The organism is Staphylococcus sp. GDY8P54P, from assembly GCF_017892645.1.
Classification (GTDB): domain Bacteria; phylum Bacillota; class Bacilli; order Staphylococcales; family Staphylococcaceae; genus Staphylococcus; species Staphylococcus ureilyticus.
This window is the reverse complement of sequence record NZ_JAESLN010000032.1, coordinates 25041-50848: the sequence shown is the minus strand read 5'-3', so window position 1 is coordinate 50848 and position 25808 is coordinate 25041. Positions and strand designations below refer to the sequence as shown.

General features: G+C 34.1%; 29 protein-coding genes. 28 read left to right on the top strand and 1 reads right to left on the bottom strand.

Annotated features, from left to right (window positions below; all coding sequences use genetic code 11):
• Positions 1–40 precede the first annotated feature (40 nt).
• The 26 genes from KA883_RS10770 (at position 41) to fabZ (ending at position 23320) form a co-directional block, all read left to right on the top strand.
• Entirely contained in the window at positions 41–1300 is a 1260-nt protein-coding gene (locus KA883_RS10770; RefSeq protein ID WP_046207747.1) for a UDP-N-acetylglucosamine 1-carboxyvinyltransferase, read from the top strand.
• An 87-nt stretch (positions 1301–1387) separates the two neighbouring features.
• Positions 1388–1711: a winged helix-turn-helix transcriptional regulator gene (locus tag KA883_RS10765; protein ID WP_046207748.1), complete on the top strand. Its 324-nt coding sequence runs from the start codon at positions 1388–1390 to the stop codon at positions 1709–1711.
• Positions 1712–2145: 434 nt separating this feature from the next.
• Positions 2146–3576, top strand: a complete 1431-nt coding sequence (locus KA883_RS10760; protein WP_046207749.1) for an aldehyde dehydrogenase family protein — start codon at positions 2146–2148, stop codon at positions 3574–3576.
• A 560-nt stretch (positions 3577–4136) separates the two neighbouring features.
• Positions 4137–5453: a transcription termination factor Rho gene (rho, locus tag KA883_RS10755; RefSeq protein WP_046207750.1), complete on the top strand. Its 1317-nt coding sequence runs from the start codon at positions 4137–4139 to the stop codon at positions 5451–5453.
• A 133-nt stretch (positions 5454–5586) separates the two neighbouring features.
• Positions 5587–5844: a type B 50S ribosomal protein L31 gene (locus tag KA883_RS10750; protein WP_019468287.1), complete on the top strand. Its 258-nt coding sequence runs from the start codon at positions 5587–5589 to the stop codon at positions 5842–5844.
• A 202-nt stretch (positions 5845–6046) separates the two neighbouring features.
• The gene (locus KA883_RS10745) at positions 6047–6646 is read left to right on the top strand and encodes a thymidine kinase (protein ID WP_046207751.1); all 600 of its coding nucleotides are present in this window, start codon (positions 6047–6049) and stop codon (positions 6644–6646) included.
• Positions 6646–7722 carry a peptide chain release factor 1 gene (prfA, locus tag KA883_RS10740; RefSeq protein ID WP_046207752.1) on the top strand — a complete coding sequence of 359 codons (1077 nt, stop codon included), beginning with the start codon at positions 6646–6648 and terminating at the stop codon, positions 7720–7722. Before KA883_RS10745 ends, prfA begins: the two co-directional genes overlap by 1 nt.
• Positions 7709–8545 carry a peptide chain release factor N(5)-glutamine methyltransferase gene (gene prmC, locus KA883_RS10735; RefSeq protein WP_046207753.1) on the top strand — a complete coding sequence of 279 codons (837 nt, stop codon included), beginning with the start codon at positions 7709–7711 and terminating at the stop codon, positions 8543–8545. The genes prfA and prmC overlap by 14 nt, the downstream gene beginning before the upstream one ends.
• A gap of 95 nt (positions 8546–8640) precedes the next feature.
• Positions 8641–9684: an L-threonylcarbamoyladenylate synthase gene (locus tag KA883_RS10730; RefSeq protein WP_046207754.1), complete on the top strand. Its 1044-nt coding sequence runs from the start codon at positions 8641–8643 to the stop codon at positions 9682–9684.
• Positions 9681–10103, top strand: coding sequence for a low molecular weight protein arginine phosphatase (locus KA883_RS10725; RefSeq protein WP_046207755.1), 423 nt, complete (start codon positions 9681–9683; stop codon positions 10101–10103). The genes KA883_RS10730 and KA883_RS10725 overlap by 4 nt, the downstream gene beginning before the upstream one ends.
• Before the next feature lie 144 nt (positions 10104–10247).
• Positions 10248–10772: a TIGR01440 family protein gene (locus tag KA883_RS10720; RefSeq protein WP_046207756.1), complete on the top strand. Its 525-nt coding sequence runs from the start codon at positions 10248–10250 to the stop codon at positions 10770–10772.
• Positions 10773–10793: 21 nt separating this feature from the next.
• Positions 10794–12032, top strand: coding sequence for a serine hydroxymethyltransferase (gene glyA / locus KA883_RS10715; protein WP_046207757.1), 1239 nt, complete (start codon positions 10794–10796; stop codon positions 12030–12032).
• Positions 12033–12048: 16 nt separating this feature from the next.
• Positions 12049–12678, top strand: coding sequence for a uracil phosphoribosyltransferase (upp, locus tag KA883_RS10710; protein WP_019468295.1), 630 nt, complete (start codon positions 12049–12051; stop codon positions 12676–12678).
• 22 nt (positions 12679–12700) lie between these two features.
• Complete coding sequence (gene wecB, locus KA883_RS10705; RefSeq protein ID WP_046207758.1) at positions 12701–13831, top strand: non-hydrolyzing UDP-N-acetylglucosamine 2-epimerase; 1131 nt, start codon at positions 12701–12703, stop codon at positions 13829–13831.
• 155 nt (positions 13832–13986) lie between these two features.
• A complete protein-coding gene (locus tag KA883_RS10700) occupies positions 13987–14337 on the top strand; it encodes an ATP synthase subunit I (protein WP_046207759.1) in 351 nt (116 codons plus the stop codon).
• 27 nt (positions 14338–14364) lie between these two features.
• Positions 14365–15087, top strand: a complete 723-nt coding sequence (atpB, locus tag KA883_RS10695; protein ID WP_019468297.1) for a F0F1 ATP synthase subunit A — start codon at positions 14365–14367, stop codon at positions 15085–15087.
• Between the two features lie 38 nt (positions 15088–15125).
• The gene (gene atpE, locus KA883_RS10690) at positions 15126–15332 is read left to right on the top strand and encodes a F0F1 ATP synthase subunit C (RefSeq protein ID WP_002482721.1); all 207 of its coding nucleotides are present in this window, start codon (positions 15126–15128) and stop codon (positions 15330–15332) included.
• 97 nt (positions 15333–15429) lie between these two features.
• Complete coding sequence (locus tag KA883_RS10685) at positions 15430–15957, top strand: F0F1 ATP synthase subunit B (protein WP_026034759.1); 528 nt, start codon at positions 15430–15432, stop codon at positions 15955–15957.
• The gene (locus KA883_RS10680) at positions 15957–16496 is read left to right on the top strand and encodes a F0F1 ATP synthase subunit delta (protein WP_046207760.1); all 540 of its coding nucleotides are present in this window, start codon (positions 15957–15959) and stop codon (positions 16494–16496) included. Before KA883_RS10685 ends, KA883_RS10680 begins: the two co-directional genes overlap by 1 nt.
• Positions 16497–16516: 20 nt before the next feature.
• Positions 16517–18031 carry a F0F1 ATP synthase subunit alpha gene (gene atpA / locus KA883_RS10675; RefSeq protein WP_046207761.1) on the top strand — a complete coding sequence of 505 codons (1515 nt, stop codon included), beginning with the start codon at positions 16517–16519 and terminating at the stop codon, positions 18029–18031.
• A 30-nt stretch (positions 18032–18061) separates the two neighbouring features.
• Positions 18062–18928, top strand: a complete 867-nt coding sequence (gene atpG / locus KA883_RS10670; protein ID WP_046207762.1) for an ATP synthase F1 subunit gamma — start codon at positions 18062–18064, stop codon at positions 18926–18928.
• 21 nt (positions 18929–18949) lie between these two features.
• Positions 18950–20362, top strand: a complete 1413-nt coding sequence (atpD, locus tag KA883_RS10665; RefSeq protein ID WP_019468302.1) for a F0F1 ATP synthase subunit beta — start codon at positions 18950–18952, stop codon at positions 20360–20362.
• Positions 20363–20380: 18 nt separating this feature from the next.
• Positions 20381–20785 (top strand): F0F1 ATP synthase subunit epsilon, encoded by a 405-nt coding sequence (locus KA883_RS10660; RefSeq protein WP_019468303.1) that lies wholly within the window; start codon positions 20381–20383, stop codon positions 20783–20785.
• Positions 20786–21218: 433 nt separating this feature from the next.
• Positions 21219–21452: a DUF1146 family protein gene (locus KA883_RS10655; RefSeq protein WP_046207763.1), complete on the top strand. Its 234-nt coding sequence runs from the start codon at positions 21219–21221 to the stop codon at positions 21450–21452.
• Between the two features lie 101 nt (positions 21453–21553).
• Positions 21554–22819: a UDP-N-acetylglucosamine 1-carboxyvinyltransferase gene (murA, locus tag KA883_RS10650; protein WP_046207764.1), complete on the top strand. Its 1266-nt coding sequence runs from the start codon at positions 21554–21556 to the stop codon at positions 22817–22819.
• Positions 22820–22882: 63 nt separating this feature from the next.
• On the top strand, positions 22883–23320 hold the full coding sequence (gene fabZ / locus KA883_RS10645; protein WP_046207765.1) for a 3-hydroxyacyl-ACP dehydratase FabZ: 438 nt from the start codon (positions 22883–22885) through the stop codon (positions 23318–23320).
• 48 nt (positions 23321–23368) lie between these two features.
• Here fabZ and KA883_RS10640 read toward each other — a convergent pair whose 3' ends face one another.
• Positions 23369–23809 (bottom strand): YwpF-like family protein, encoded by a 441-nt coding sequence (locus KA883_RS10640; RefSeq protein ID WP_046207766.1) that lies wholly within the window; start codon positions 23807–23809, stop codon positions 23369–23371.
• A 189-nt stretch (positions 23810–23998) separates the two neighbouring features.
• Here KA883_RS10640 and KA883_RS10635 point away from each other — a divergent pair, with 189 nt between their 5' ends.
• Together KA883_RS10635 and KA883_RS10630 are read left to right on the top strand one after the other, a co-directional pair.
• Positions 23999–24418, top strand: coding sequence for a single-stranded DNA-binding protein (locus KA883_RS10635; protein WP_046207767.1), 420 nt, complete (start codon positions 23999–24001; stop codon positions 24416–24418).
• A 448-nt stretch (positions 24419–24866) separates the two neighbouring features.
• Positions 24867–25568 (top strand): transglycosylase family protein, encoded by a 702-nt coding sequence (locus KA883_RS10630; RefSeq protein ID WP_046207768.1) that lies wholly within the window; start codon positions 24867–24869, stop codon positions 25566–25568.
• The last annotated feature ends 240 nt before the right edge of the window (positions 25569–25808 follow it).

Below are 25808 nucleotides of genomic sequence, written 5' to 3'. Positions count from 1 at the left end.
AAATTGAAATACTGATTGAAAGGCAAAGGAGATCAAGCGAATGGCTCAAGAAGTAATAAAAATTAGAGGCGGTCAAACACTAAAAGGTGAAGTTAATAATCATGGTGCAAAAAATAGTGCTGTAGCAATCATTCCAGCTACAATTCTAGCGGAAGATAAAGTTACAATAGAAGGGTTACCACAAATCTCAGATGTTGAAACGCTAGTGAGTTTATTAGGTGATTTGAATATTGATGCAAAGCTAGACGGCACGACACTTGAAGTTGATCCAAATGAAATTGAAAATGCTCCATTACCTAATAATAAAGTAGAATCACTACGTGCTTCATATTATATGATGGGGGCAATGTTAGGTAGATTTAAAAAATGTGTAATTGGGTTGCCTGGCGGTTGTCCATTAGGTCCACGACCGATTGATCAACACATCAAGGGTTTTAAAGCATTAGGAGCGCATGTTGATGAATCCAGTGAAACATCTATGAAAATTGAAGCTGATCGTTTAATAGGTGCTAATATATTTTTAGATATCGTTAGTGTAGGTGCAACGATTAATATTATGTTGGCAGCAGTACGAGCTGAAGGACAAACTGTAATTGAAAACGCAGCGAAAGAACCAGAAGTGGTTGATGTAGCTAACTTCTTAACAAGTTTAGGCGCTAATATTAAAGGTGCTGGTACAAGTACAATCAAAATAAAAGGTGTTGAGCATTTACATGGATCACATCATCAAGTGATACCAGATAGAATTGAAGCAGGAACTTATATGTGTATTGCCGCAGCTTGTGGTGAAGATATTGTGATTAATAATATTATCCCTACCCATGTTGAGCCATTAACTGTTAAGTTGAAAGAACTTGGTGTAAACATAAATGTTGGTGATGATAGTGTAACAATTAAGAGAAGTACACCATATTCTAGTGTAGATATTAAAACATTAGTATACCCAGGTTTTGCTACAGATTTACAACAACCTATTACGCCATTATTATTTATGGCTGATGGAGTTTCTTTTGTGACTGAAACAATCTATCCAGCTCGATTCAAGCATGTCGAAGAACTTAAAAATATGGGTGCTAATATTACATCAGATAATGGTACTGCAACAATCAAACCATCTAAATTAACAGGCGCAGAAGTATACGCGAGTGATTTACGTGCAGGTGCTTGTCTAATTGTAGCTGGCTTATTAGCTGAAGGTGTTACTACAATTTATAATGTAAAACATATTTATCGTGGTTATACTAATATTGTTAAAACACTAAAATCACTTGGAGCAGACATTTGGACTGAAAAAATATAAAACATGTGGTATAATAATTATACTGAATGTATAAAGTAAATTATAATTTATGCAGTGGGGAAATATAATTGATATGAGGTGATGACCATGGAGGTTTGCCCTTATCTAGAAGAGACCTTTAAAATAGTAGGTAGAAGTTGGAACGGTCTTATCATTAATTACTTGTCTAGGTGCACGGAAAAATCTGCTCATTTTTCTGATATGAAACGTGATTTGAAAACAATTACGCCTCGTGCACTTAGCATAAAGCTCACAGACCTTAATGAATGGGGACTTGTAGAGAAAAAAATTATTTCTACTAGTCCTATGAACATTTTATATCAACTTACAGATAAAGGTGATGCCTTAGCATCGGCATTGGTTCCTATGGAAAAATGGGCCCAAGAATATATCGAGTTAGAAAGCGAATGATTTTAACTTTTTAATTTGACATTTTCATGTAATATTTTATTTGAATATGATTGTTATATCTAGTCTGTTTTTAACATACTAAGATTAGCTATAAAGAAATCTTTAATTAAAGATTTCTTTATAGCTTTTTTATTTATTGTCGAATCATCTAACCTTTAGTAGTGTTAAAATAATTTTGTTGATTAAGAGTGGATGTGCCGATTGACATGTCATGGTATGTTTAAATATTCTAAAAAAAGCAAAATTTTAAGGATATAAATGTTATTTCTAATTGATATATAACAAAATAATGCTATTATAACTATGCATAAATTTCAGGCGTAAAACCCTGTAATAACAACGTTTGCAATGATTTGGAATGAGCAGATATGTTTTAAAATTAAAAATCTAGGTTAGAATAAAAGCATGAACACAAATTAAGGAGTGAATAATTGATGAGAAATTTCACTAAACAATATATCGACGGAGAATGGGTAGAAAGTGCAAGTGGAGAAACACTTGATGTAATCAACCCAGCAACTGAAGAAGTGGCAGGCACAATTGCTAAAGGCAATAAAGAGGATGTTAATAAAGCGGTAGAAGCAGCAGATAAAGTATATTTAGAATTTAGACAAAGTTCTGTAGCAGAAAGAAAAGAACTGTTAGATAAAATTGTTCAAGAATATAAAAATAGAAAAGATGATATTGTTGACGCAATAACTGACGAATTAGGAGCTCCTTTAAAAGTATCTGAAAATGTCCATTATCAAATGGGGTTAAATCATTTTGAAGCTGCACGAGATGCATTAGATAATTTTGAATTTGAAGAAAGACGTGGCGACGATTTAGTTGTTAAGGAAGCAATTGGTGTTGCTGGATTAATTACACCATGGAATTTCCCAACTAACCAAACTTCATTAAAATTAGCAGCAGCTTTTGCGGCAGGAAGCCCAGTTGTATTAAAACCATCAGAAGAAACACCATTTGCAGCTATCATTTTAGCAGAAATATTTGATAAAGTTGGCGTACCTAAAGGTGTATTTAACTTAGTGAATGGTGATGGCCAAGGCGTTGGAAATCCACTAAGTGAACATCCAAAAGTAAGAATGATGTCCTTTACTGGATCTGGTCCAACTGGCGCAAGCATTATGAAGAAAGCAGCTGAAGATTTCAAAAAAGTATCATTAGAATTAGGAGGTAAATCTCCTTATATTATTTTAGATGATGCTGATATTGATGGTGCTGCAAGTGCAGCAACTGGTAAAGTCGTCAATAATACAGGACAAGTTTGTACTGCAGGGACTAGAACATTGGTACCAGCAAGTATAAAAGAAGAATTCTTAACAGCTGTTAAAGAAAAATTTAGCCAAGTTAAAGTTGGTGATCCTCGTGAAGAAGGTACACAAGTAGGACCAATTATTAGTAAAAAACAATTTGATCAAGTTCAATCATATATTGATAAAGGTGTAGAAGAAGGTGCCGAATTATTATACGGTGGTCCTGGAAAACCTGAAAACTTGGAAAAAGGCTATTTTGCAAGACCAACTATTTTTAATAATGTTGAAAATGATATGACAATTGCACAAGAAGAAATTTTCGGTCCTGTTATGTCTGTGATCACTTACAACGATTTAGACGAAGCAATTGAAATTGCAAATGATACGAAATATGGCTTAGCTGGTTATGTATATGGACAAGACAAAGAAAAACTGCATAAAGTTGCGCGTTCAATTGAGGCTGGAACAGTTGAAATAAATGAAGCTGGACGAAAACCAGACTTACCATTCGGTGGCTATAAACAATCAGGTTTAGGACGCGAATGGGGAGATTATGGCATAGAAGAATTCTTAGAAGTTAAATCTATTGCAGGATATTTTAACGCGTAATTTAATACAAAATAAAATTATAAGTTGTAATAAAAATATACTGTGACAAATAATCTCAAGCTTAAAAATGACTAATCCGTATGCTTATGGATTAGTCATTTTTTAAGCTTCCGATTTTTAACATGCATGCGTGAGGATATGATTTGAGCCTGTAGCCTCTCATAACCACCATTTCTTCGGTGTAAGGACATTATAAAATCGCCAAAAATGAATGTTTAACTTAAATTACTTAACGAAACGACAATCTCCAATTCCTGATATAAGTCTATTACGATATGCAAAGGTCAGTTTTTATATTTCTCAATGACAATTGATGTTAATGATTGAACCAGAGATACCTATGCTTAGCTCTAATTATTTTTAGAAATTTTGAATTATAAATTAAAGCATTACAATTTAACATACTGTTTTATTAACTAATTAGCTTTAAAGCAGTATTAATAAATTTCAAAAATTGAAATACATTTTGTAATTAAATAAAATATTTGCTATAGTTATAAAGGTAAATAGCGTAGCCCTCTATGTTATTTAAAACTTTTTTATGAAATGGGTGCAAGATAATGCCTGATAAAGTACGAACATCACCTCAGTACGAATCGTTCCACGAGTTATATAAAAATTACACTACTAAAGATCTCACTCAAAAAGCAAAATCACTGAAATTAACAAACTATAGTAAATTAAATAAAAAAGAGTTAGTTCTTGCAATTATGGAAGCCCAGATGGAAAAAGATGGCAACTATTATATGGAAGGTATCTTAGATGATATCCAACAAGATGGTTATGGCTTCTTAAGGACTGTCAATTATTCAAAAGGTGAAAAAGATATTTATATCTCTGCTAGCCAAATACGTCGTTTTGAAATTAAAAGAGGCGACAAAGTAACTGGTAAAGTAAGGAAACCAAAGGATAATGAAAAGTATTATGGTTTGCTACAAGTAGATTTTGTTAATGATGAGAATGCAGAAGAAGTTAAGAAAAGACCACATTTCCAAGCATTAACACCATTATATCCAGAAGAGCGCATCAAGCTAGAAACAACAAAAGAAAATTATTCTACACGTATTATGGATTTAATTACGCCAATTGGTTTAGGACAACGTGGTTTGATTGTTGCCCCACCAAAAGCTGGGAAAACGTCATTATTGAAAGAAATTGCAAATGCCATCGCAAGCAATAAACCTGATGCAGAATTATTTGTGCTACTTGTGGGTGAAAGACCAGAAGAAGTAACTGATATTGAGCGTTCTGTAGAATCAGCAGAAGTCGTTCATTCAACATTTGATGAACCACCACAGCACCATGTCAAAGTAGCAGAATTACTATTAGAACGTGCCAAGCGTTTAGTAGAAATAGGTAAAGATGTCATTATTCTTATGGATTCTATTACAAGACTTGCACGTGCATATAACTTGGTTATCCCGCCAAGCGGACGCACACTTTCAGGTGGTTTAGATCCAGCTTCATTACACAAACCTAAGGCATTCTTTGGTGCTGCGAGAAATATTGAAGCTGGTGGAAGTATGACGATATTAGCTACTGCTTTAGTAGATACAGGATCACGTATGGATGACATGATATATGAAGAATTTAAAGGGACAGGAAACATGGAATTACACCTTGATCGCAAACTGGCTGAACGCCGTGTCTTTCCAGCTATTGATATTGGTCGAAGTTCTACACGTAAAGAAGAATTACTAATACCGCCAAAAGATTTAGAGTCACTTTGGCAACTACGTAACATGTTCACAGATTCACTTGATTTCACAGAAAGATTTGTAAGAAAATTAAAACGTACAAAAACGAATCAAGAATTCTTTGAACAATTGCAACAAGCTGCCAAAGAAAGTACTAAAACTGGTAAGCCAATTATTTAAAGCAGCTTAACATTTAAATATGTGATTTAGGGTTGCGTTTTAGTTTTATAACAATTATAATTATCAAGTATTGGGTAAAAAAACTCACAAACAACTCTGTTCCAGATGGTTCAGGGCAAAGGAGCTGAAAAAAATGAAACAAAATATTCATCCTGAATACCACAAAGTTATCTTTTTAGATACAACTACAGACTTTAAATTCTTAAGTGGTTCAACAAAATCTTCATCAGAAACAATGGAATGGGAAGATGGAAATGAATACCCAGTTATTCGTTTAGATATTTCATCTGATTCACATCCATTTTACACAGGACGTCAAAAATTCGCTGCTGCGGATGGTCGTGTGGAACGTTTCAACAAGAAATTCGGATTCAAATCAAGCAACGAATAATTGTTGTCATAAGGCATTCTCATTTTATGAGAATGCTTTTTTATTTAACATGGACGATGTGAAGGTTTGAACAGAATTGCACAGTTGTTAGAGCACTTTGATTACATATTAAATTACAAATATCTTATGAGAAATTGATATTTTAAGATGGAAAATATGATATAATAAACCGATTATGTTTTGAAAAAGGGTGGAACGCATAATGAATGAAACTTATCATTCCGGGTGGATAGAATGTATAACTGGAAGTATGTTTAGTGGTAAATCTGAAGAATTAATTCGTCGTTTAAGACGTGGACTATATGCTAAACAAAAGGTGGTTGTATTTAAACCGGCAATAGATGATCGCTATCATAAAGATAAGATTGTGTCGCATAACGGCAATGCAATTGAGGCAATTAATATCTCGACAGCAGCTGAGATCTATAAACACGATTTAACAAATTTTGATATTATAGCAATTGATGAAGTTCAATTTTTCGAAAATAATATTGTCCATATTGTTGAAGAATTAGCTGAAAAGGGGCATAGAGTGATTACTGCAGGTTTAGATATGGATTTCAGAGGTGAACCATTTGAACCAATTCCCCATTTATTAGCAGTAAGTGAAGAAGTGACTAAACTACAAGCTGTATGTGCAGTATGTGGCTCGTCATCAAGCCGTACACAACGATTAATTGATGGTAATCCAGCAAAAATAGATGATCCAGTGATTCTCGTTGGCGCTAACGAAAGCTATGAACCTAGATGTAGGGCACATCATATTGTTGCACCAAGTAATCATGAGAAGGAGGAAATGTAGTGTTTGATCAATTAGACATTGTAGAGGAAAGATACGAGCAATTAAATGAAATGTTAAGTGATCCTGAAGTCGTAAATAATCCAGACAATTTACGAAAATATTCAAAAGAACAGGCTGATTTGCAAAAAACAGTAGAAGTATATCGTGAATATAAACAGGTTAAAGAAGATGTAACTGAAATAGATGATATGTTACAGGAAACAAAAGACGATGAAGAAGTCGAAATGCTTAAAGACGAAAAGCAAGAATTGAGTCAAAAAATTCCAGAACTGGAAGAAGAATTAAAATTCTTGTTAATTCCAAAAGACCCTAACGATGAAAAAGACGTAATTGTTGAAATTCGTGCAGCAGCTGGTGGGGATGAGGCTGCAATATTTGCTGGTGATTTATTTAGAATGTATTCTAGATATGCAGAAGCACATAGTTATAAAACTGATATCGTAGAAGCTACTGAAAGTGATCATGGTGGTTACAAAGAGATTAGCTTCTCTGTTTCAGGAACAGGCGCTTACAGTAAATTGAAATACGAAAATGGTGCACATCGTGTACAACGTGTACCAGCAACTGAGTCTGGAGGACGTATTCACACATCTACTGCTACTGTTGCCGTATTACCAGAAGTTGAAGATGTTGAGATAGAGATTCGAAATGAAGATATTAAAGTAGACACATATCGTTCTAGTGGTGCAGGTGGACAACACGTAAATACCACTGATTCTGCCGTTCGAATTACACATATACCGACAGGTGTCATTGCTACATCATCTGAGAAATCTCAAATTCAAAACCGTGAAAAAGCAATGAAAGTGTTAAAAGCACGTTTATTTGATATGAAATTACAAGAAGAACAACAAAAGTATGCTGCACAGCGTAAATCAGCTGTCGGTTCAGGTGATCGCTCAGAGAGAATTAGAACATACAATTATCCACAGAGTCGCGTAACGGATCATCGTATTGGATTGACTTTGCAGAAATTAGAGCAAGTTATGGAAGGTAAGTTAGATGAGATTATTGATGCACTAACTTTAGCTGAACAAACTGATAAATTGAAAGAACTGAATGATGGTGAATTATAGAGAACGATTAAAAATCGCACAAGACAAATGCGAAACTAAAGGTATTGAAGTAACACGAGCTGAATGGTTAATGCTTGATTTATTTCAATGGCAAAAATTAGATTATTTGCTACACGCAGATGAAGTTATGACGGAAGCACACAACGTGTTGTTTGATAATGCGGAAGCAAGGATGTTACAAGGCGAACCGATTCAATATATTGTAGGAACGCAAACTTTTTATGGTGAAATATTTAAAGTGAATGAGCATTGTTTAATTCCAAGGCCAGAAACCGAGGAAGTATTACTACATTTTTATAATTTGGTAAAATCGGGAGATAAAGTTGTAGATATTGGAACAGGTAGTGGTAACATACCTATTTTACTAAAAAAAATGAATCAAAATTTGGATGTTATAGCTACAGATTTATATGATGAAGCCTTATCTGTGGCAAAAGAAAACGCTGAGTATCATGATGTAGATGTTATATTTTTACAAGGCGATACCTTAAATCCATTAATAGAAAAGCATATTAAAGTGAATGGATTGATTTCAAATCCCCCCTATATCGCTGAGAGCGAAAAAGCTTTAATGGATGATACTGTTTTACAATATGAACCTATGAGTGCTTTGTTTGCTGAAAACAACGGCTTTCAAGTTTATGAAAAGATTTTAGATCAATTACCAGACGTATTATTACCTAATGCAATTGTTGTGTTTGAGATTGGTTATAAACAAGGAGCTACATTAAAAAGCAAAATTGAAAATAAATATCCTGCTGTAAGTGTCCAAATAATAAAAGATATCAATGATAATGATAGAATGGTTTCTTTTAAATGGTAATTTAAGAAGTTGTGTACCTAACATGATATGTCATGAAGGTGCATAACTTCTTATTTTGTTTTAAAATTGAAATTAAGATGAAAGGGTGAGTATAAATGAAAACAAAAATATGGGATTTAAGAAATCATGTGACAGAAGATGCAAATGTAGATGCTTTTAATGAGATAAAAAATATTTTTGAAGCTGGTGGACTCATCGCTATACCAACTGAAACTGTATATGGTTTAGGTGGTGATGCAAGAAATGAACAAACTATAAAAAATATTTTTGCTGCAAAAGGTAGACCTTCAGATAATCCACTCATCGTGCATATACATAATGTTAAGCAACTAGATGTATTTACGAAGCATATTTCACAAGAAGTTAAAATACTGATGAATCAATTTTGGCCAGGACCAATTTCGTTTATTTTACCATTAAAAAAAGGATATTTATGTGAAAGTGTAAGTGGTGGACTTTCATCCATAGCGGTTAGAATGCCAAGTCATGTGATTGGGAGAAAAATATTAGAGTTTGTAGACATACCGATTGCCGCACCGAGCGCTAATTTAAGTGGTAGACCTTCTCCAACTAAGTTTGAACATGTATATCATGATTTAAACCAAAGCATTGATGGTATTGTTAATGGTGATCAAAGTGAAGAAGGTTTAGAAAGTACCGTGTTAGATTGCACGCAATACCCATTTAAAATTGCTCGTCCAGGATCTATCACCAAGTCGATGATTGAAAATGTTTTGCCAGGTTCTATTTCAGCAAAAGATGATTTAAATCAAGAAAAACCTATAGCCCCCGGAATGAAATATAAACATTATGCGCCAGATACGCCAATAACGATTGTATACGGCGTTCATCAACAACCATCCTCATGTAAAGATTGGAGTGATGTTGCGTTTATATTCCCGAAAGATAAATGTAAATATATTCCAAAAAACGCAACTTTCATTCCACTGTGTGAAAATGAAAGAGATATTAAAGGGGCAAACCATAATTTGTATCAAATATTGCACGATATAGACAAAAATAAAAAGATAAAAGAAGCTTATATATTTGGATTTGAAAATAGTGGCGAAGCAGTTGCTATTATGAATCGAATGCAAAAGGCGGCAAACTTTACCGTCGTTAAAGGAGAAAAATTATGAAAATCGTTTTTGTTTGTACTGGTAATACTTGTAGAAGTCCAATGGCAGAAAGTATTGCAAAAGCTAAAATACCTGACATCGAAGTTGCTTCGCGTGGTTTATTTGCATTAGATGGCGCACCTACCTCAGAACATACGCGTGCTATCTTAAAAGAAAAACAATTGCCAATACCTGACAATGCGCAACAATTCACTGAGATGGACATGCATGCAGATCTTATTTTGACAATGTCAAGGAGTCATAGAGATGCGATTAAACAAACGTATGGCGTAAATACACATATATTTACTTTAAGTGAATATGTATTGCATGGTGATGATGTTTCTGACCCATTTGGAGGAACTAAATCAGATTATATTGAAATTTATAATGAATTAAATTCATTGATTGAAAAATTAAAAAATAAAATATTAGAGTAAATAAATATGTGAAATTAGTATGAGTAAGTCATTAAATACGTTATAATAATTACGTGTAGCAAATGTGCTAGCAATTAAATTTGCCAGATTGGACTTATGTATTTTGGCTTACTTTTTTATCAAAATAAATAAGGGGTGTTTAATATGGAAGATTTAAGAGCATTGTTAGATGAACTAAAGTCTAAATCTTTCTTTAAAAAGGATGAGCTTTGTATTGTAGGTTGTTCTACTTCAGAAGTGATTGGCGAACGCATAGGTAGCGTCGGTTCAATGGAAGTAGCTAAAGATATATTTGAAGCATTAAAAGAGATTGAAACGGAAACAGGCGTTTCTTTTGTATTTCAAGGCTGTGAACATATCAATAGAGCAATTACGATTGAAAAAGCTAACTTCGACCCCGCAACGATGGAAGAAGTAACCGTTGTACCCGATGTCCATGCTGGAGGTAGTTTAGCTACGTATGCATATCAGCATATGGAAGCGCCTATGGTGGTTGAAACTATAACTGTTCCGAAAGGTATAGATATTGGTCAAACATTAATTGGTATGCATATCAAACATGTAGCAATACCCGAACGTACAAGCGTGAAGCAAATTGGCGAAGCAATTGTTACAATCGCTTCTTCAAGACCTAAAAAAATTGGTGGCGAAAGAGCAAAATACAACTAATACAGAAACGAGGGTTTACTAATGTCATTTATTAAAGATCAAGATAAAGAAATTTATGAAGTGATTCAAAACGAGTTCAACCGTCAAAATAACAATATAGAGTTAATTGCGTCAGAAAACTTTGTGTCGGAAGCAGTTATGGAAGCTCAAGGTTCAGTATTAACTAATAAGTATGCTGAAGGTTATCCGAACAGAAGATATTACGGTGGTTGTGAATATGTCGATGTATCTGAAACATTAGCTATTGAGAGAGCAAAGCAATTATTTGGTGCAGAACATGTTAACGTTCAACCACATTCTGGTTCACAAGCAAATATGGCTGTTTATCTCGTGGCATTAGAACACGGAGATACTGTATTAGGTATGAATTTAAGTCATGGTGGGCACTTAACTCATGGTGCGCCAGTAAACTTTAGTGGTCAATTTTATAACTTTGTCGAATATGGTGTCGACAAAGAAAGCGAACAAATAGACTATGACGAAGTATTAAAAGTAGCAAAAGCGCACCAACCTAAGTTAATCGTTGCTGGGGCTTCTGCATACTCAAAAACAATAGACTTCAAACGTTTTAGAGAAATTGCTGATGAAGTAGGCGCTAAATTGATGGTAGATATGGCTCATATCGCTGGATTAGTCGCTGCAGGCTTACACCCAAGTCCAGTAGAATATGCTGATTTTGTAACTACAACAACACATAAAACATTACGTGGCCCTCGTGGTGGAATGATTTTATGTAAAGAAGAATACAAAAAGCAAATTGACAAAACAATCTTCCCAGGCATTCAAGGTGGCCCTTTAGAACATGTTATTGCTGCCAAAGCAGTAGCGTTCGGTGAAGCACTACAAGATGATTTTAAAACATATCAGCAACAAGTTATTAAAAATGCAAAAGTATTAGCTGATACACTAAATAAAGAAGGATTTAGAGTAGTATCTGGCGGTACTGATAATCACCTAGTATGCGTAGATGTAAAAGGATCAGTCAATATTACTGGTAAAGTAGCAGAAGAAGCCCTTGACTCAATAGGTATTACTTGTAATAAAAATACAATACCATTTGATCAAGAAAAACCTTTTGTAACAAGTGGTTTAAGACTTGGTACACCAGCAGCTACTACACGTGGTTTTGATGAAGCGGCATTTGAAGAAGTAGCTAAAATTATAAGCTTAGTGTTAAAAGATCCTGAAAACGAAACAACATTAAAAGAAGGACAAGAAAGAGTTAAAGCATTAACTACGAAACATCCTTTATATAATTAAATTGGAGGAAGTAATTATGGGCAACGTACATGTTTTTGATCACCCACTTATTCAACACAAATTAAGTTACATTAGAGATGTACATACAGGTACAAAAGAATTTAGAGAACTCGTAGATGAAGTAGGCATGTTAATGGCTTACGAAGTGACTAGAAATCTAGAGTTACAAGATGTAGAAATTGAAACGCCTGTTACTAAAATGATAGCTAAGCGTTTAACTGGTAAAAAATTAGCATTTATTCCCATTTTAAGAGCAGGTCTTGGCATGACACAAGGTATCTTAAATCTTGTGCCGGCAGCAAGAATAGGTCATGTTGGCTTATACAGAGATCCTGAAACGCTAGAAGCAGTTGAGTATTTTGTGAAATTACCACAAGATATTGAAGAAAGAGAAATTGTCGTAGTTGATCCAATGCTAGCGACTGGTGCTTCCGCAATTGAAGCGATTAATTCACTTAAAAAACGTGGCGCCAAGCATATCAGATTTATGTGTCTAATTGCAGCACCAGAAGGTGTAGAAAAATTACAAGAAGCACATGAAGATGTCGATATCTATATCGCAGCATTAGATGAGAAATTAGATGACCATGCTTATATTACACCTGGATTAGGTGACGCTGGTGACCGTTTATTCGGTACAAAATAGTTTGACCCAGGAGTGGAGTAGTATGAAAAAAGTTATGACTGTATTCGGGACACGGCCTGAAGCTATAAAGATGGCACCACTCGTTTTAGAATTGGAGAAAGACGCTGAATTACAACCAATCGTTGTAGTGACGGCACAACATAGAGAAATGTTAGATTCTGTGTTGAAAAGCTTTGACATCACACCTGATTATGATTTGAACATTATGAAGCAGGGACAATCATTGTCTGATATAACTTCACGCATACTCGTACGATTAGAGGATGTTATAAAAGAAGCGAAACCAGATATGATACTTGTTCATGGTGATACCATGAGTACATTTGCTGGAAGTCTTGCAGCATTATATAATCAAGTCCCAATCGGGCATGTCGAAGCTGGTTTGCGAACTTGGAATAAATATGCTCCATTTCCTGAAGAAATGAATAGACAAATGGTAGGAGTAATGTCCGATTTAAACTTTGCTCCTACCAATAATGCTGCAAATAATTTGATTGCTGAAAACAAACCAGAAGACTCAATTGTCGTAACAGGTAATACTGCTATTGATGCAATGAAAACGACAATTCATAATGGTTATCAATCAGAAATTATAGCCAAGCACAAAGATAAACGAATTATTCTACTCACTGCGCATAGACGAGAAAATATTGGGGAACCAATGGCACATATTTTCAAAGCAGTACGAGATATCGTCGAAGCATACGAGGATGTTGTTGTCGTTTACCCAATACATAAAAACCCTAAAGTAAGAGAAATTGCAGATTATTATTTATCAAATCACACGAGAATTGAGCTTGTAGAACCCTTAGAAGTTGTTGATTTTCATAATTTTGCACATCAGTCTTATTTAATTTTAACTGATTCTGGTGGTGTACAAGAAGAAGCGCCTTCTTTAGGTAAACCAGTACTCGTTTTGAGGGATGTTACAGAAAGACCAGAAGGTGTAGCGGCAGGTACATTAAAAATTGTAGGCACAAATGAAAAGAATATATTCGCAGCAACAAAAGAACTATTAGATAACGAAAATTTGTATGAGATCATGAGTACAGCTCAAAATCCATATGGAGACGGCAATGCATCATATAGAATTTGTCAAAATATTAAATATTTTTTTGGTTTAATTGATAAAAAACCTTCTTCTTTCAAATAATTTTCGTATTTATGTGTCATTTTTGTGACATTCTTGTAAAAAATTGAATTACAATTTGAATAGAATTGACACGTAAAGTACCCTATATTATTATTAAAATTGTATGATTGGAATGGTTTTCATATAAGAAAGATAAGGTGAAGCGAGGCACTGAAATGAAACGTTTCAACATCATTTTTAAACAGTACATGCAATACTATATATATTGTATTATTGTACTTGTAATTGTGTTTATTTTCACATACTCTGCATTTATATTAGGTCTTATAATTGGAATGATCGGATCGCTAATCAATACTTTTACTTTTGAATATTATTTGGCGGAAGCAAAAGAAAAGGATAACATACATATTTCAACGGGCAACATTTGGAGATATTTGGTTGTGATATTAGCTTGTACGACATGGTATTTTTATAAGGACCATATAAACATTTTTGGAGTAGTTGTTGGTTTAATGATTTCTTATGTTTTAATTGTTTTCAAACCATTTTTACACAAGAAATAAATTTTATAATGAAAGAGGTGAGAAAGCATGGATCATAAAGACCCTCTAGTCAGTTGGAATGTGTTCGGTCTAGACATCGTGTTTAATCTATCATCGATTATGATGATGTTGATTACGGCGTTTATTGTTTTTGTAATAGCTATTATTTGTACACGTAACCTCAAGAAACGTCCAACAGGCAAACAAAACTTTATCGAATGGGTTTTTGATTTCGTAAGAGGGATTATCGAAAGTAACATGGCTTGGTCAAAAGGCGGTCAGTTCCATTTCTTAGCCGTTACATTAATCTTTTTCATATTTGTTAGTAATATGCTCGGTTTACCGTTCCAATTAATTTCGGGACACACCCTGTGGTGGAAATCTCCCACAGCCGATCCAACTGTGACATTAACATTATCAACGCTTATAATATTATTAACACATTATTATGGGGTTAAAATGGTTGGCACTAAAGGGTATTTTCAAAATTATACAAAGCCGATATTCCTATTGCCTATCAATGTGTTTGAAGAGTTCACTTCAACATTGACGCTAGGACTACGACTTTACGGAAATATTTTTGCAGGTGAATTATTACTAGGATTATTAGCAGGTTTAGTATTCGACTTCCCAGCATGGGGTTGGTTAATTGGATTACCTGGCCTAATCGTATGGCAAGGGTTCTCAATTTTTATCGGTACGATTCAGGCATATATATTTGTAATGCTTTCGATGGTATATATGTCACATAAAGTACAAAAGAGTCATTAAATTAAAAAATAAAAAGAACAAATTAGGAGGATTTTTAAATGAATTTAATCGCAGCAGCAATCGCAATCGGCTTATCAGCACTTGGTGCAGGTATTGGTAATGGTCTTATCGTTTCAAGAACAGTAGAAGGTGTCGCTCGTCAACCAGAAGCACGTGGTCAATTAATGGGTATTATGTTTATCGGTATCGGATTAGTTGAGGCGCTACCAATTATAGGTGTAGTTATCGCTTTCATGTCACTATAAGTAAACTAGTCTTTATGGCGAAGTCTTCTAGGCTCTCGCCGTTCGTTTTTATCAAAATACCTTATGATTATACTGGATGAAAGGAGTGTCTATGAAAGTGACTGCTACGACTAATATGTTCGTTCTAGGTGCGGCTAGTGGCGGTGGTGTACAATGGGGAACAATCATTGTTACGATTGCTACATTCGCCATATTACTCTTACTTTTGAAAAAGTTTGCATGGGGCCCACTTAAAGAAGTAATGGACAAACGTGAACGCGATATCAATAAAGATATCGACGATGCTGAACAAGCTAAATTAAATGCTCAAAAATTAGAAGCACAAAACAAACAAACACTAAAAGAAACACAAGAAGAGGTTCATAAGATTTTAGAAGAATCTAAAATACAAGCCCGTAAACAACACGAAGAAATTATTCATGAAGCCAATATTAGAGCTAATGGCATGATTGAAACAGCACAAAATGAAATTAACAGTGAAAAAGAACGCGCACTTGCAGATATTAATAATCAAGTTTCTGAGCTTTCCGTACTCATTGCTTCAAAAGTACTGCAAAAAGAAATTTCAGAAAAAGATCAAAAAGAATTAGTTGAAAAGTACATTAAAGAGGCAGGCGATAAATAATGGCTAATGTAGCAAAAAAATATGCAAAAGCGTTATTTGATACTGCTAAAGAAAAAACGTTACTTGATCAAATGTATGAAGAGTTTTCAACAATTGACGAAGCAGTGCGACCTGAAGTAGGAAAATTAAAAGAATTAGATACAGACCCACAAAAAGATGTAGCACAACGCCAACGTTTTGTTGCTATTATTTTTGGACACGCACATCAATATTTACAAAATATGTTTATGGTGCTTGCAAGTAATCGTCACCTTACATATACACATGAAATATTCTTAGCTTTTGAAACTTTATATAATGCGTATCACAATCAAGACTTTGCGATTATTGAATCAGTGTATGAACTATCTGAGGATGAAATAGCAAGTATTGATTCAATTATTAGATCGCGCACAAAACTATCAAAACTAATGATTACAAATGAAATAAATCCAGATCTTATCGGTGGTATCCGAGTTAAAGTTGGTACGAAAGTGATGGATGCAAGTATTAAAAATGATCTTGCCAAACTTGAAAAGCAATTTATTAGAGTGAAATAAAAATCGAAGGAGTGACATAGATGGCCATTAAAGCTGAAGAAATCAGTGCATTACTTCGCTCACAAATAGAAAATTATGAGTCAGAAATGGCTGTTACTGATGTAGGTACAGTTCTGCAAATTGGTGATGGTATCGCTTTAATCCACGGATTAAATGACGTTATGGCTGGTGAGCTTATTGAATTTAATAACGGCGTTCTAGGTTTAGCACAAAACTTAGAAGAATCCAATGTCGGTGTAGTAATTTTAGGCCCTTACACGGATATTAAAGAGGGAGACGAAGTAAAACGAACTGGACGTATCATGGAAGTTCCAGTTGGTGAGGAGTTACTTGGTCGTGTCGTTAACCCATTAGGACAAGCAATTGATGGTCAAGGACCAGTCAATACTACAAAAACACGTCCTGTAGAGAAGAAAGCAACTGGTGTAATGGATCGTAAATCTGTAGATGAACCATTACAAACTGGTATAAAAGCAATTGACGCGCTTGTACCAATCGGCCGTGGACAGCGTGAATTAATCATCGGAGACCGTCAAACAGGTAAAACGACGGTTGCCATTGATACGATTTTGAACCAAAGAGATCAAGATACGATCTGTATATACGTTGCTATCGGACAAAAAGATTCAACTGTACGTGCAAATGTTGAAAAATTACGTCAAGAAGGTGCATTAGATTATACAATTATTGTTTCTGCTTCAGCAGCAGATCCAGCGCCTATGCTTTATATCGCGCCATATTCTGGTGTAGCAATGGCTGAAGAATTCATGTTTGCTGGCAAAGATGTTTTAATCGTTTATGATGATTTAACAAAACAAGCAGCAGCTTATCGTGAACTATCATTATTATTACGTAGACCTCCAGGCCGTGAAGCTTATCCTGGTGATGTATTCTACTTACATAGTAGATTATTAGAGAGAGCGGCTAAACTAAATGATGATTTAGGTGGCGGTTCAATCACAGCATTACCTATTATTGAGACACAAGCAGGCGACATTGCCGCTTACGTTCCGACAAACGTAATTTCTATTACTGATGGACAAATATTCTTGCAATCTGACTTGTTCTTCTCTGGTGTAAGACCAGCGATTAATGCAGGTCAATCAGTATCACGTGTCGGTGGTTCTGCGCAAATTAAAGCAATGAAAAAGGTTGCTGGAACTTTACGTCTAGATTTAGCATCATATCGTGAATTAGAATCATTCGCGCAATTTGGATCTGATTTAGATGAATTTACTGCTAAAAAATTAGAACGTGGTAAACGTACAGTTGAAATATTAAAACAAGATAAAAACAAACCACTACCTGTAGAAAATCAAGTTTTAATTATTTATGCTTTAACAAAAGGACATTTGGATGATATCCCTGTAGTTGATATCACACGTTTTGAAGACGAGTTGAATCAATGGGCTAAATCGAATGCATCTGATTTATTAAATGAAATCAAAACGACGGGTGCTTTACCTAATGATGAATCATTTGAATCAGCGATTAATGAATTCAAGAAGAGTTTTAGCAAATCAGAAGAAGCATAATAGTTAATGTAGATAAAAGGTGGTGAGATAATGGCGTCTCTTAAAGAAATCGATACACGAATAAAATCAACAAAAAAGATGAAACAGATTACGAAAGCAATGAACATGGTTTCTAGTTCTAAATTGCGTCGTGCTGAAAAAAATACGAATCAGTTCAGACCATATATGGTTAAAATGCAAGATGCAATTACAGCAGTTGCTGGAGCGGACAAAAATTCACATCACCCAATGTTACAACAACGAGAAGTGAAGAAAAGTGGTTATATCGTAATTACTAGTGACCAAGGCCTTGCGGGTGCATACAATGCGAATGTGTTGAAACATCTAATGAAAGATATTGAACGCAAACATAGTAGTAGTGATGAATATTCCATCTTAGTTTTAGGCCAAACAGGTGTTGATTTTCTTAAAAATAAAGGATATGACATTCATGATTCTTTAACAGAAGTTCCTGATCAACCTTCATTTAAAGAAATACAAGCAATTGCTAAAAAAGCAATAGATTTGTATAACGATGAGATTGTGGATGAGGTGAAAATTTATTACAGTCATTTCGTCAGTGTTTTAGAAAATACACCGTCGATGAAAACTGTGCTTCCATTGTCTCCAGAAGATTCAAGCTTAGGACATGGTCAAATGTCTTCATATGAATTTGAACCAGACAAAGAAGCAATTTTAAGTGTCATTTTACCTCAATATGTTGAAAGTTTAATATATGGAACGATTTTAGATGCAAAAGCAAGTGAACATGCAACACGTATGACGGCTATGAAAAATGCATCTGATAATGCGACAGATATCATTGATGATTTATCTATCGAATATAACAGAGCGAGACAAGCAGCAATCACTCAACAAATTACTGAAATTGTTGGTGGCGCAGTTGCACTTGAATAATGATTAAAGGAGGAAAATAGAATGGGATTAGGCCGTGTAACACAAGTTATGGGTCCAGTAATTGATGTTCGCTTTGAGCACAATGAAGTTCCAGAAATTAATAATGCCTTAGTTCTCGATATAGAAAGAGAAGAAGGTACTGTTGAATTAACGTTAGAAGTTGCATTACAACTTGGCGATGACGTAGTACGTACAATCGCAATGGATTCAACTGATGGTGTTAAACGTGGTACAGAAGTAAGAGACAGCGGAAACAGCATTAGCGTTCCAGTTGGTAATGAAACGTTAGGTAGAGTGTTTAATGTATTAGGTGATACGATAGACTTAGATGAAGACATAGATGACTCAGTACGTCGTGATCCAATTCATAGAGAAGCACCTGCATTTGATCAATTATCTACGAAAGTTGAAATATTAGAAACAGGTATCAAAGTTATTGATTTATTAGCACCTTATATTAAAGGTGGTAAAGTTGGATTATTCGGCGGTGCAGGTGTAGGTAAAACTGTATTAATTCAAGAATTGATCAATAATATCGCTCAAGAACACGGTGGTATATCAGTGTTCGCTGGTGTAGGTGAACGTACTCGTGAAGGTAATGACCTATACTTTGAAATGAGTGATAGTGGTGTTATTAAAAAGACAGCGATGGTTTTTGGACAAATGAACGAACCACCTGGTGCTCGTATGCGTGTAGCACTTTCTGGTTTAACTATGGCTGAGTATTTCCGTGATGAACAAGGACAAGACGTTCTACTATTCATCGATAACATCTTTAGATTTACGCAAGCCGGTTCAGAAGTTTCTGCACTATTAGGACGTATGCCTTCAGCCGTTGGTTATCAACCTACATTAGCTACGGAAATGGGACAATTACAAGAACGTATTACTTCTACAACTAAAGGATCTGTAACGTCAATTCAAGCAGTATTCGTGCCAGCCGATGATTATACCGACCCAGCACCAGCTGCAGTATTTGCGCACTTAGATTCAACTACAAACTTAGAGCGTAAATTAACAGAAATGGGTATTTATCCTGCAGTTGATCCATTAGCATCTACTTCTAGAGCGCTTGATCCATCAATTGTTGGTCAAGAACATTATGAAGTAGCACGTGAAGTACAATCTACTTTACAAAAATATAGAGAATTACAAGATATTATTGCTATTTTAGGTATGGATGAACTTTCGGAAGAGGATAAACAAACTGTAGAACGTGCGCGTCGTATTCAGTTCTTCTTATCTCAAAACTTCCACGTAGCTGAACAATTTACTGGGCAAAAAGGATCTTATGTGTCTGTTCAAAAAACAGTAGAAGGCTTCAAAGCAATATTAAATGGTGATTACGATCATATTCCAGAAGATGCATTCCGTCTAGTTGGAAGCATGGATGAAGTAATTGAAAAAGCTAAAGATATGGGTGTTGAAGTTTAAAATTAGGAGGTATGGATAATGAATACATTAAGCCTAAATATTGTCACTCCTAATGGTTCTGTTTACGACCGAGAAGATGTCACTCTGGCAGTTTTACAAACTACTGCTGGAGAAATCGGTGTCATGTATGGACATATTCCAACAGTTGCAGCACTTGAAATTGGCTATGCCAAAATTAATTTTGACGGTGGTTCAGAATATATTGCAGTGAGTGAAGGTTTTGTTGAAGTAAGACAAGATAAATTATCAATCATTGTTCAAACTGCAGAGCCTGCGAATGAAATTGATGTTGCTAGAGCAGAATTAGCTAAGTCAAGAGCAGAATCTCATTTAAACAATGAAGAAGATAGCAGTGACATAAATAGAGCCAAACGCGCATTAGATCGTGCTAATAACCGTCTTCGTGTCGCTCAATTACAATAATGAATAAAAGATATACTATGACGAATATCTAAAAAAGTCGACAAAGTTTTTACTTTGTCGACTTTTTCTTTTCTAATTAAACATGTCAAAATTAAATTTTTAGCGTTAATTTAGCAATGAAACATTAATTCAAAATATGGATTATAGTAACTTTCTTAAATCACAAGTGAATTATAATAATGTACTAAAGATTTAAGAGTGTAGTATGAATAAAAAAGTAAAAGTTTTACTTTCACATATACTTTTAATCGTTTAGAAGTAAAGTAAGTAAAAATATTTAATTTTAATAGTTATGCATACATGATATATATAATGGGAAAATAATATTAAATTGACGCTTATTATTTAAAAGTCAGTAATCTAATTATTAAGTATCTTTTGTTTAGTGTTTCGTGTAAAATATATAAATAGTGTTTATCAAGGAGAATGGCTTATGGAATATTTAGGACAATTTTCAATTGTACATCTCATACTACATGTCCTTTGTATTTGTATTGCTTATTGGGCATTGAATGCAGTGAGATTAGAGCAATTTTTTAAAAAAGGTTTTCCAGTACAAGTTCAAATTTGTATGATATTTTTAGCAATATTAATTGGAACTTCGGTCAGTAATTTTATTGTAGATTTATTACAATTTTCTACACAAATAAAATATTTGGTACAATAATTCAAATAATTGTATATTACGTATGATTATCGATATAATTTAATAGTAAGTTTGAATAAAAATTTTAGGCAATATATAAGTAGTTAAGTGGAGGATTTAAGATGGATAAGATAGAAATTAATGGTGGTAAAAAATTAACTGGTGAAGTGAAAGTTTCGGGTGCAAAAAACGCAGTATTACCAGTATTAACAGCATCACTATTAGCATCAAAAGGCGTGAGCAAATTAAAAAATGTACCAGCACTTAGTGATGTAGAAACAATTAATAATGTAATATCTACATTAAATGCTGAGGTCTCTTATAATAAAGAACAAGAAGAAGTTACAGTAGATGCAACAAAACAATTAAATGAAGAAGCACCATATGAATATGTAAGTAAAATGAGAGCAAGTATACTTGTAATGGGACCTTTACTAGCACGATTAGGTCATGCCAAAGTTGCTTTACCGGGTGGTTGTGCAATTGGTTCAAGACCGATAGAACAGCATATTAAAGGTTTTGAAGAACTAGGTGCTGAAATCCATATGGATGGTGGTTTTATATACGCAAACACTACTAACGGATTGAAAGGTACAACGATTCACTTAGATTTTCCAAGCGTAGGTGCGACTCAAAATATTATCATGGCTGCTTCATTAGCTGAAGGTAAAACTGTTTTAGAAAACGTCGCACGTGAACCAGAAATTGTTGATTTAGCAAATTATATTAATGAAATGGGCGGAAATGTGTTAGGTGCTGGTACTGACACCATTACGATTGAAGGTGTTGAAGCCTTGTATGGCGTCGAGCATTCAATTATACCTGATAGAATTGAAGCAGGTACATTATTAATTGCAGGTGCAATTACAAGAGGAAATGTTTTAGTTAACGGTGCAATCAAAGAACATATGACGAGTCTAGTTTATAAATTAGAAGAAATGGGAGTTAATCTAGAATACCTTGATGATGCTATTCGTGTAAGTGCTGAAAACGAATTGAAACCGGTAGATATCAAAACACTTCCACATCCTGGTTTTCCTACAGACATGCAATCACAAATGATGGCGTTATTATTAACTGCAAATGGACATAAAGTAGTAACGGAAACTGTGTTTGAAAATCGATTCATGCATGTCGGTGAATTTAAAAGAATGAATGCTAAAATCACTGTTGAAGGAAGAAGTGCAAAAATTGAAGGTAAAAGTCAACTTCAAGGCGCTCAAGTAAAAGCAACGGATTTACGTGCAGCAGCAGCACTTATTTTAGCGGGACTAGTAGCTGAAGGAACAACATATGTTACTGAACTAAAGCATTTAGACAGAGGGTATGTTGATTTGCATGGTAAATTAAAGGCATTAGGTGCTGACATCAAAAGAATAAAAGATTAATGTTATAATATATTATATTAATAAATTGGAAACAGAGAGAAGTAAAGTTGGAGGAAGCAAATTATGGAAACAATTTTTGACTACAACCAAATAAAAGAGATTATTCCACATAGGCAACCATTTTTATTGATTGATCGTGTTGTAGAATACGATGAAGGTCAACGATGTGTAGCAATTAAACAAGTTTCAGGTAATGAACCATTCTTTCAAGGTCATTTTCCAGAATATGCAGTAATGCCTGGCGTATTAATTACTGAAGCTTTAGCACAAACAGGTGCAGTCGCTATGTTAAATAGCGAAGCAAACAAGGGAAAACTTGCACTATTTGCTGGTATCGATAAATGTCGTTTTAAAAAACAAGTAACACCTGGAGATACTTTGCGCTTAGAAGTTGAAATCACGAAGCTCAGAGGCCCTATTGGTAAAGGTAGTGCTAAGGCAACAGTAGATGGACAGTTAGCATGTAGTTGTGAGTTAACATTTGCTTTACAAGACAAATAATAAAAAATAGTGTTACAGACTGTTTAAAACGGGCTGTAACACTATTTTTTATTTATCTACTTTTTCATCCTTCAGTCTTGGTTTAGATTGCATCATTCTATTAAAGGATTTCTTCAAGTCTTCACCAGATAAACCTTCATCTATTAATTGTTCTAATAAACTTTCAGCATAAACTTGTCTTAATGTGTAAATGTGACATTCACAAACAACAGAAATTGTATTTTCTAATTGAATGATATGTTTAATGGTTGCATCAAATAAAGCTGGATCGTTAGCAGGTCTAGTGATAACGACACGTATGTCTAATAATGTTTCGTTATCCATATATGTTTTCATAGTTTCATAATGATAATCTGAAATGACGATTTCAAGCAACCAGCCAGTGCCACTGTTTTCCTTATTGATGATGACACCATCTTCTAATTCGTACTCAGTTAAGCCACCATTTTCTGATACGATTTGAAATCGAACGGCTTTAAATGTTTTCATCGTCTCACATCCATTTAATTAATTTAAACTCTACATAAAATGTATTTATATTATCATTATAACGTAATTTTCTATGATAAAGGTGAAAAAAGTAGAATTTTGTAGTCATTTACTTTTTAAAATTATAAAAACTGTATTTTGACGGAATCATGTGAATTTTTTATGATTTCCTTATAGAGGAGGTGACATATGATTAACAGTATTGTCATTGTAGGGAGACTAACAAAGGACCCTAAAATTTATGAGAAGGAAGGTAATAAACTAGCTACATTTTGCGTAGCCGTCTCAAGAAATTATAAAGATAAAAATCAAAAAGTTATTTGTGATTATTTATTTTGTAAGGCATTCGGAAAAATTGCTAATAATGTCGAAAAATATATCAATCAAGGTTCATTGGTTGGTATAACTGGACAAATGCAATCGAGAAAATTTGAAAAAGAAGGACAGATGCATTTTGTATCAGAAATTTTTATTGAAACTATTAAATTTATGTCCCCACGTTCTAAAAATGAAGATGAAACACTTTTTGATCCACTTCCAATAGATCAAAATCCAGATCTTATAAGTCAATTTGATTTTGAAGAAAACGAAATTTATGAAATTGTATAATATTTCAAGCACTCCCAACTCCCCGTTAATTTAACCCATCAAATCTAATATATTTAATCCTACTATTTAATTATACTTCTATCAGGCTATTCTTATTGTCTATTAAATTAACAATAGACAATAGGAATAGCTAAAATACATACTTTATAGGAAAATGTACTTTTATAAGAAGGTAGAAATTTATCTCGAAATAATACAGAATAATCTGATAAATTACAATTTTATTACACTCACTATATTTGTTAAATAGTCACATAAACTTTCATAGCAGTTTTCAACATAGTTGATGATGCTTATATTCTATTTTATAAATGTAATCACCATGTAAAGAAAAGGTGTACTTTTTTATTTGGCTGTAACCTACTACTGTTTTTAAGATGTTATAGTTGTACTTGCAAATTAATCATAACGAAAAAAATTATTTACCTTATAGGAGGAATTTTTAAAAATGAAAAAAACAGTATTAGCTTCAACATTAGCAGTAGGCTTAGGCGTAACAGGATTTGCAGCAGGAAACTCAGCAGACGCAGCTGAACAAGGTGTTGACAAAGCAGAATTAGCAAACTTAGCACAATCTAATCCAGAACAATTAAATGCATCACCTGTACAAGAGGGTGCATATAACTATAACTTTAATTATAATGGTACAAATTATAATTTTGAATCAGATGGCCAAACATGGTCATGGAGTTTTGGTGGAGGTTCTAGTGAAGATGTATCATCAGAACAAACAACTTCTGTTGAACAACCTCAACAAGCACAAACTGAACAACCAGCACAAGAAGTACAAACTGAGCAACCAGCTCAACAAGCTGCTCCACAAACTGAACAAACACAACAACCACAACAAGAAGCAACTACAAAAGCTTCAACTCAATCATCAAGCTCAAATGAAGCTTCAACTAGCTCATCAGGTGTGAATGCACACTTACAACAAATTGCACAACGTGAATCAGGTGGCGATATTCATGCTACAAACCCATCATCAGGTGCTTCAGGTAAGTTCCAATTCTTACAAAGTACATGGGATTCAGTAGCTCCAGCTGAATATCAAGGTCAACCAGCTGCTAACGCACCAGAAGCAGTTCAAGATGCAGCAGCTCAAAAATTATATGATGAAGTTGGCCCTTCACAATGGGTTACAGCATAATATAACAAAATACAATAAAGTTTATTTTTGGAAAAGCTGAGACAATTTAATTGTCTCAGCTTTTTATTGTTATATTAAGTTAGTGGTAATTATGCATGAACGATAGCCAAAGTCCTGCATATTTTTTCTTATAAAAAATGTGCATCTAGAGTATATAAAGCTAATTATAAGTACATTTAACTTAGTTGATAACTGTTGGGAGTACAATCATATTAAAGGTTTTTGTATTACTAGAAGGTT

Bases quoted from the DNA above. Each gene is read 5' to 3' on its own strand.
- KA883_RS10725 (WP_046207755.1), top strand. From the start codon at position 9,681: ATGAAAATCGTTTTTGTTTGTACTGGTAATACTTGTAGAAGTCCAATG.
- atpD (WP_019468302.1), top strand. From the start codon at position 18,950: ATGGGATTAGGCCGTGTAACACAAGTTATGGGTCCAGTAATTGATGTT.
- rho (WP_046207750.1), top strand. From the start codon at position 4,137: ATGCCTGATAAAGTACGAACATCACCTCAGTACGAATCGTTCCACGAG.
- glyA (WP_046207757.1), top strand. From the start codon at position 10,794: ATGTCATTTATTAAAGATCAAGATAAAGAAATTTATGAAGTGATTCAA.
- atpE (WP_002482721.1), top strand. From the start codon at position 15,126: ATGAATTTAATCGCAGCAGCAATCGCAATCGGCTTATCAGCACTTGGT.
- KA883_RS10660 (WP_019468303.1), top strand. From the start codon at position 20,381: ATGAATACATTAAGCCTAAATATTGTCACTCCTAATGGTTCTGTTTAC.
- atpA (WP_046207761.1), top strand. From the start codon at position 16,517: ATGGCCATTAAAGCTGAAGAAATCAGTGCATTACTTCGCTCACAAATA.
- fabZ (WP_046207765.1), top strand. From the start codon at position 22,883: ATGGAAACAATTTTTGACTACAACCAAATAAAAGAGATTATTCCACAT.
- KA883_RS10745 (WP_046207751.1), top strand. From the start codon at position 6,047: ATGAATGAAACTTATCATTCCGGGTGGATAGAATGTATAACTGGAAGT.
- KA883_RS10640 (WP_046207766.1), bottom strand. From the start codon at position 23,809: ATGAAAACATTTAAAGCCGTTCGATTTCAAATCGTATCAGAAAATGGT.
- wecB (WP_046207758.1), top strand. From the start codon at position 12,701: ATGAAAAAAGTTATGACTGTATTCGGGACACGGCCTGAAGCTATAAAG.
- KA883_RS10730 (WP_046207754.1), top strand. From the start codon at position 8,641: ATGAAAACAAAAATATGGGATTTAAGAAATCATGTGACAGAAGATGCA.
- atpB (WP_019468297.1), top strand. From the start codon at position 14,365: ATGGATCATAAAGACCCTCTAGTCAGTTGGAATGTGTTCGGTCTAGAC.
- KA883_RS10655 (WP_046207763.1), top strand. From the start codon at position 21,219: ATGGAATATTTAGGACAATTTTCAATTGTACATCTCATACTACATGTC.
- KA883_RS10720 (WP_046207756.1), top strand. From the start codon at position 10,248: ATGGAAGATTTAAGAGCATTGTTAGATGAACTAAAGTCTAAATCTTTC.
- atpG (WP_046207762.1), top strand. From the start codon at position 18,062: ATGGCGTCTCTTAAAGAAATCGATACACGAATAAAATCAACAAAAAAG.
- KA883_RS10750 (WP_019468287.1), top strand. From the start codon at position 5,587: ATGAAACAAAATATTCATCCTGAATACCACAAAGTTATCTTTTTAGAT.
- prmC (WP_046207753.1), top strand. From the start codon at position 7,709: ATGGTGAATTATAGAGAACGATTAAAAATCGCACAAGACAAATGCGAA.
- KA883_RS10700 (WP_046207759.1), top strand. From the start codon at position 13,987: ATGAAACGTTTCAACATCATTTTTAAACAGTACATGCAATACTATATA.
- upp (WP_019468295.1), top strand. From the start codon at position 12,049: ATGGGCAACGTACATGTTTTTGATCACCCACTTATTCAACACAAATTA.
- KA883_RS10765 (WP_046207748.1), top strand. From the start codon at position 1,388: ATGGAGGTTTGCCCTTATCTAGAAGAGACCTTTAAAATAGTAGGTAGA.
- KA883_RS10635 (WP_046207767.1), top strand. From the start codon at position 23,999: ATGATTAACAGTATTGTCATTGTAGGGAGACTAACAAAGGACCCTAAA.
- KA883_RS10680 (WP_046207760.1), top strand. From the start codon at position 15,957: ATGGCTAATGTAGCAAAAAAATATGCAAAAGCGTTATTTGATACTGCT.
- KA883_RS10770 (WP_046207747.1), top strand. From the start codon at position 41: ATGGCTCAAGAAGTAATAAAAATTAGAGGCGGTCAAACACTAAAAGGT.
- KA883_RS10630 (WP_046207768.1), top strand. From the start codon at position 24,867: ATGAAAAAAACAGTATTAGCTTCAACATTAGCAGTAGGCTTAGGCGTA.
- murA (WP_046207764.1), top strand. From the start codon at position 21,554: ATGGATAAGATAGAAATTAATGGTGGTAAAAAATTAACTGGTGAAGTG.
- KA883_RS10760 (WP_046207749.1), top strand. From the start codon at position 2,146: ATGAGAAATTTCACTAAACAATATATCGACGGAGAATGGGTAGAAAGT.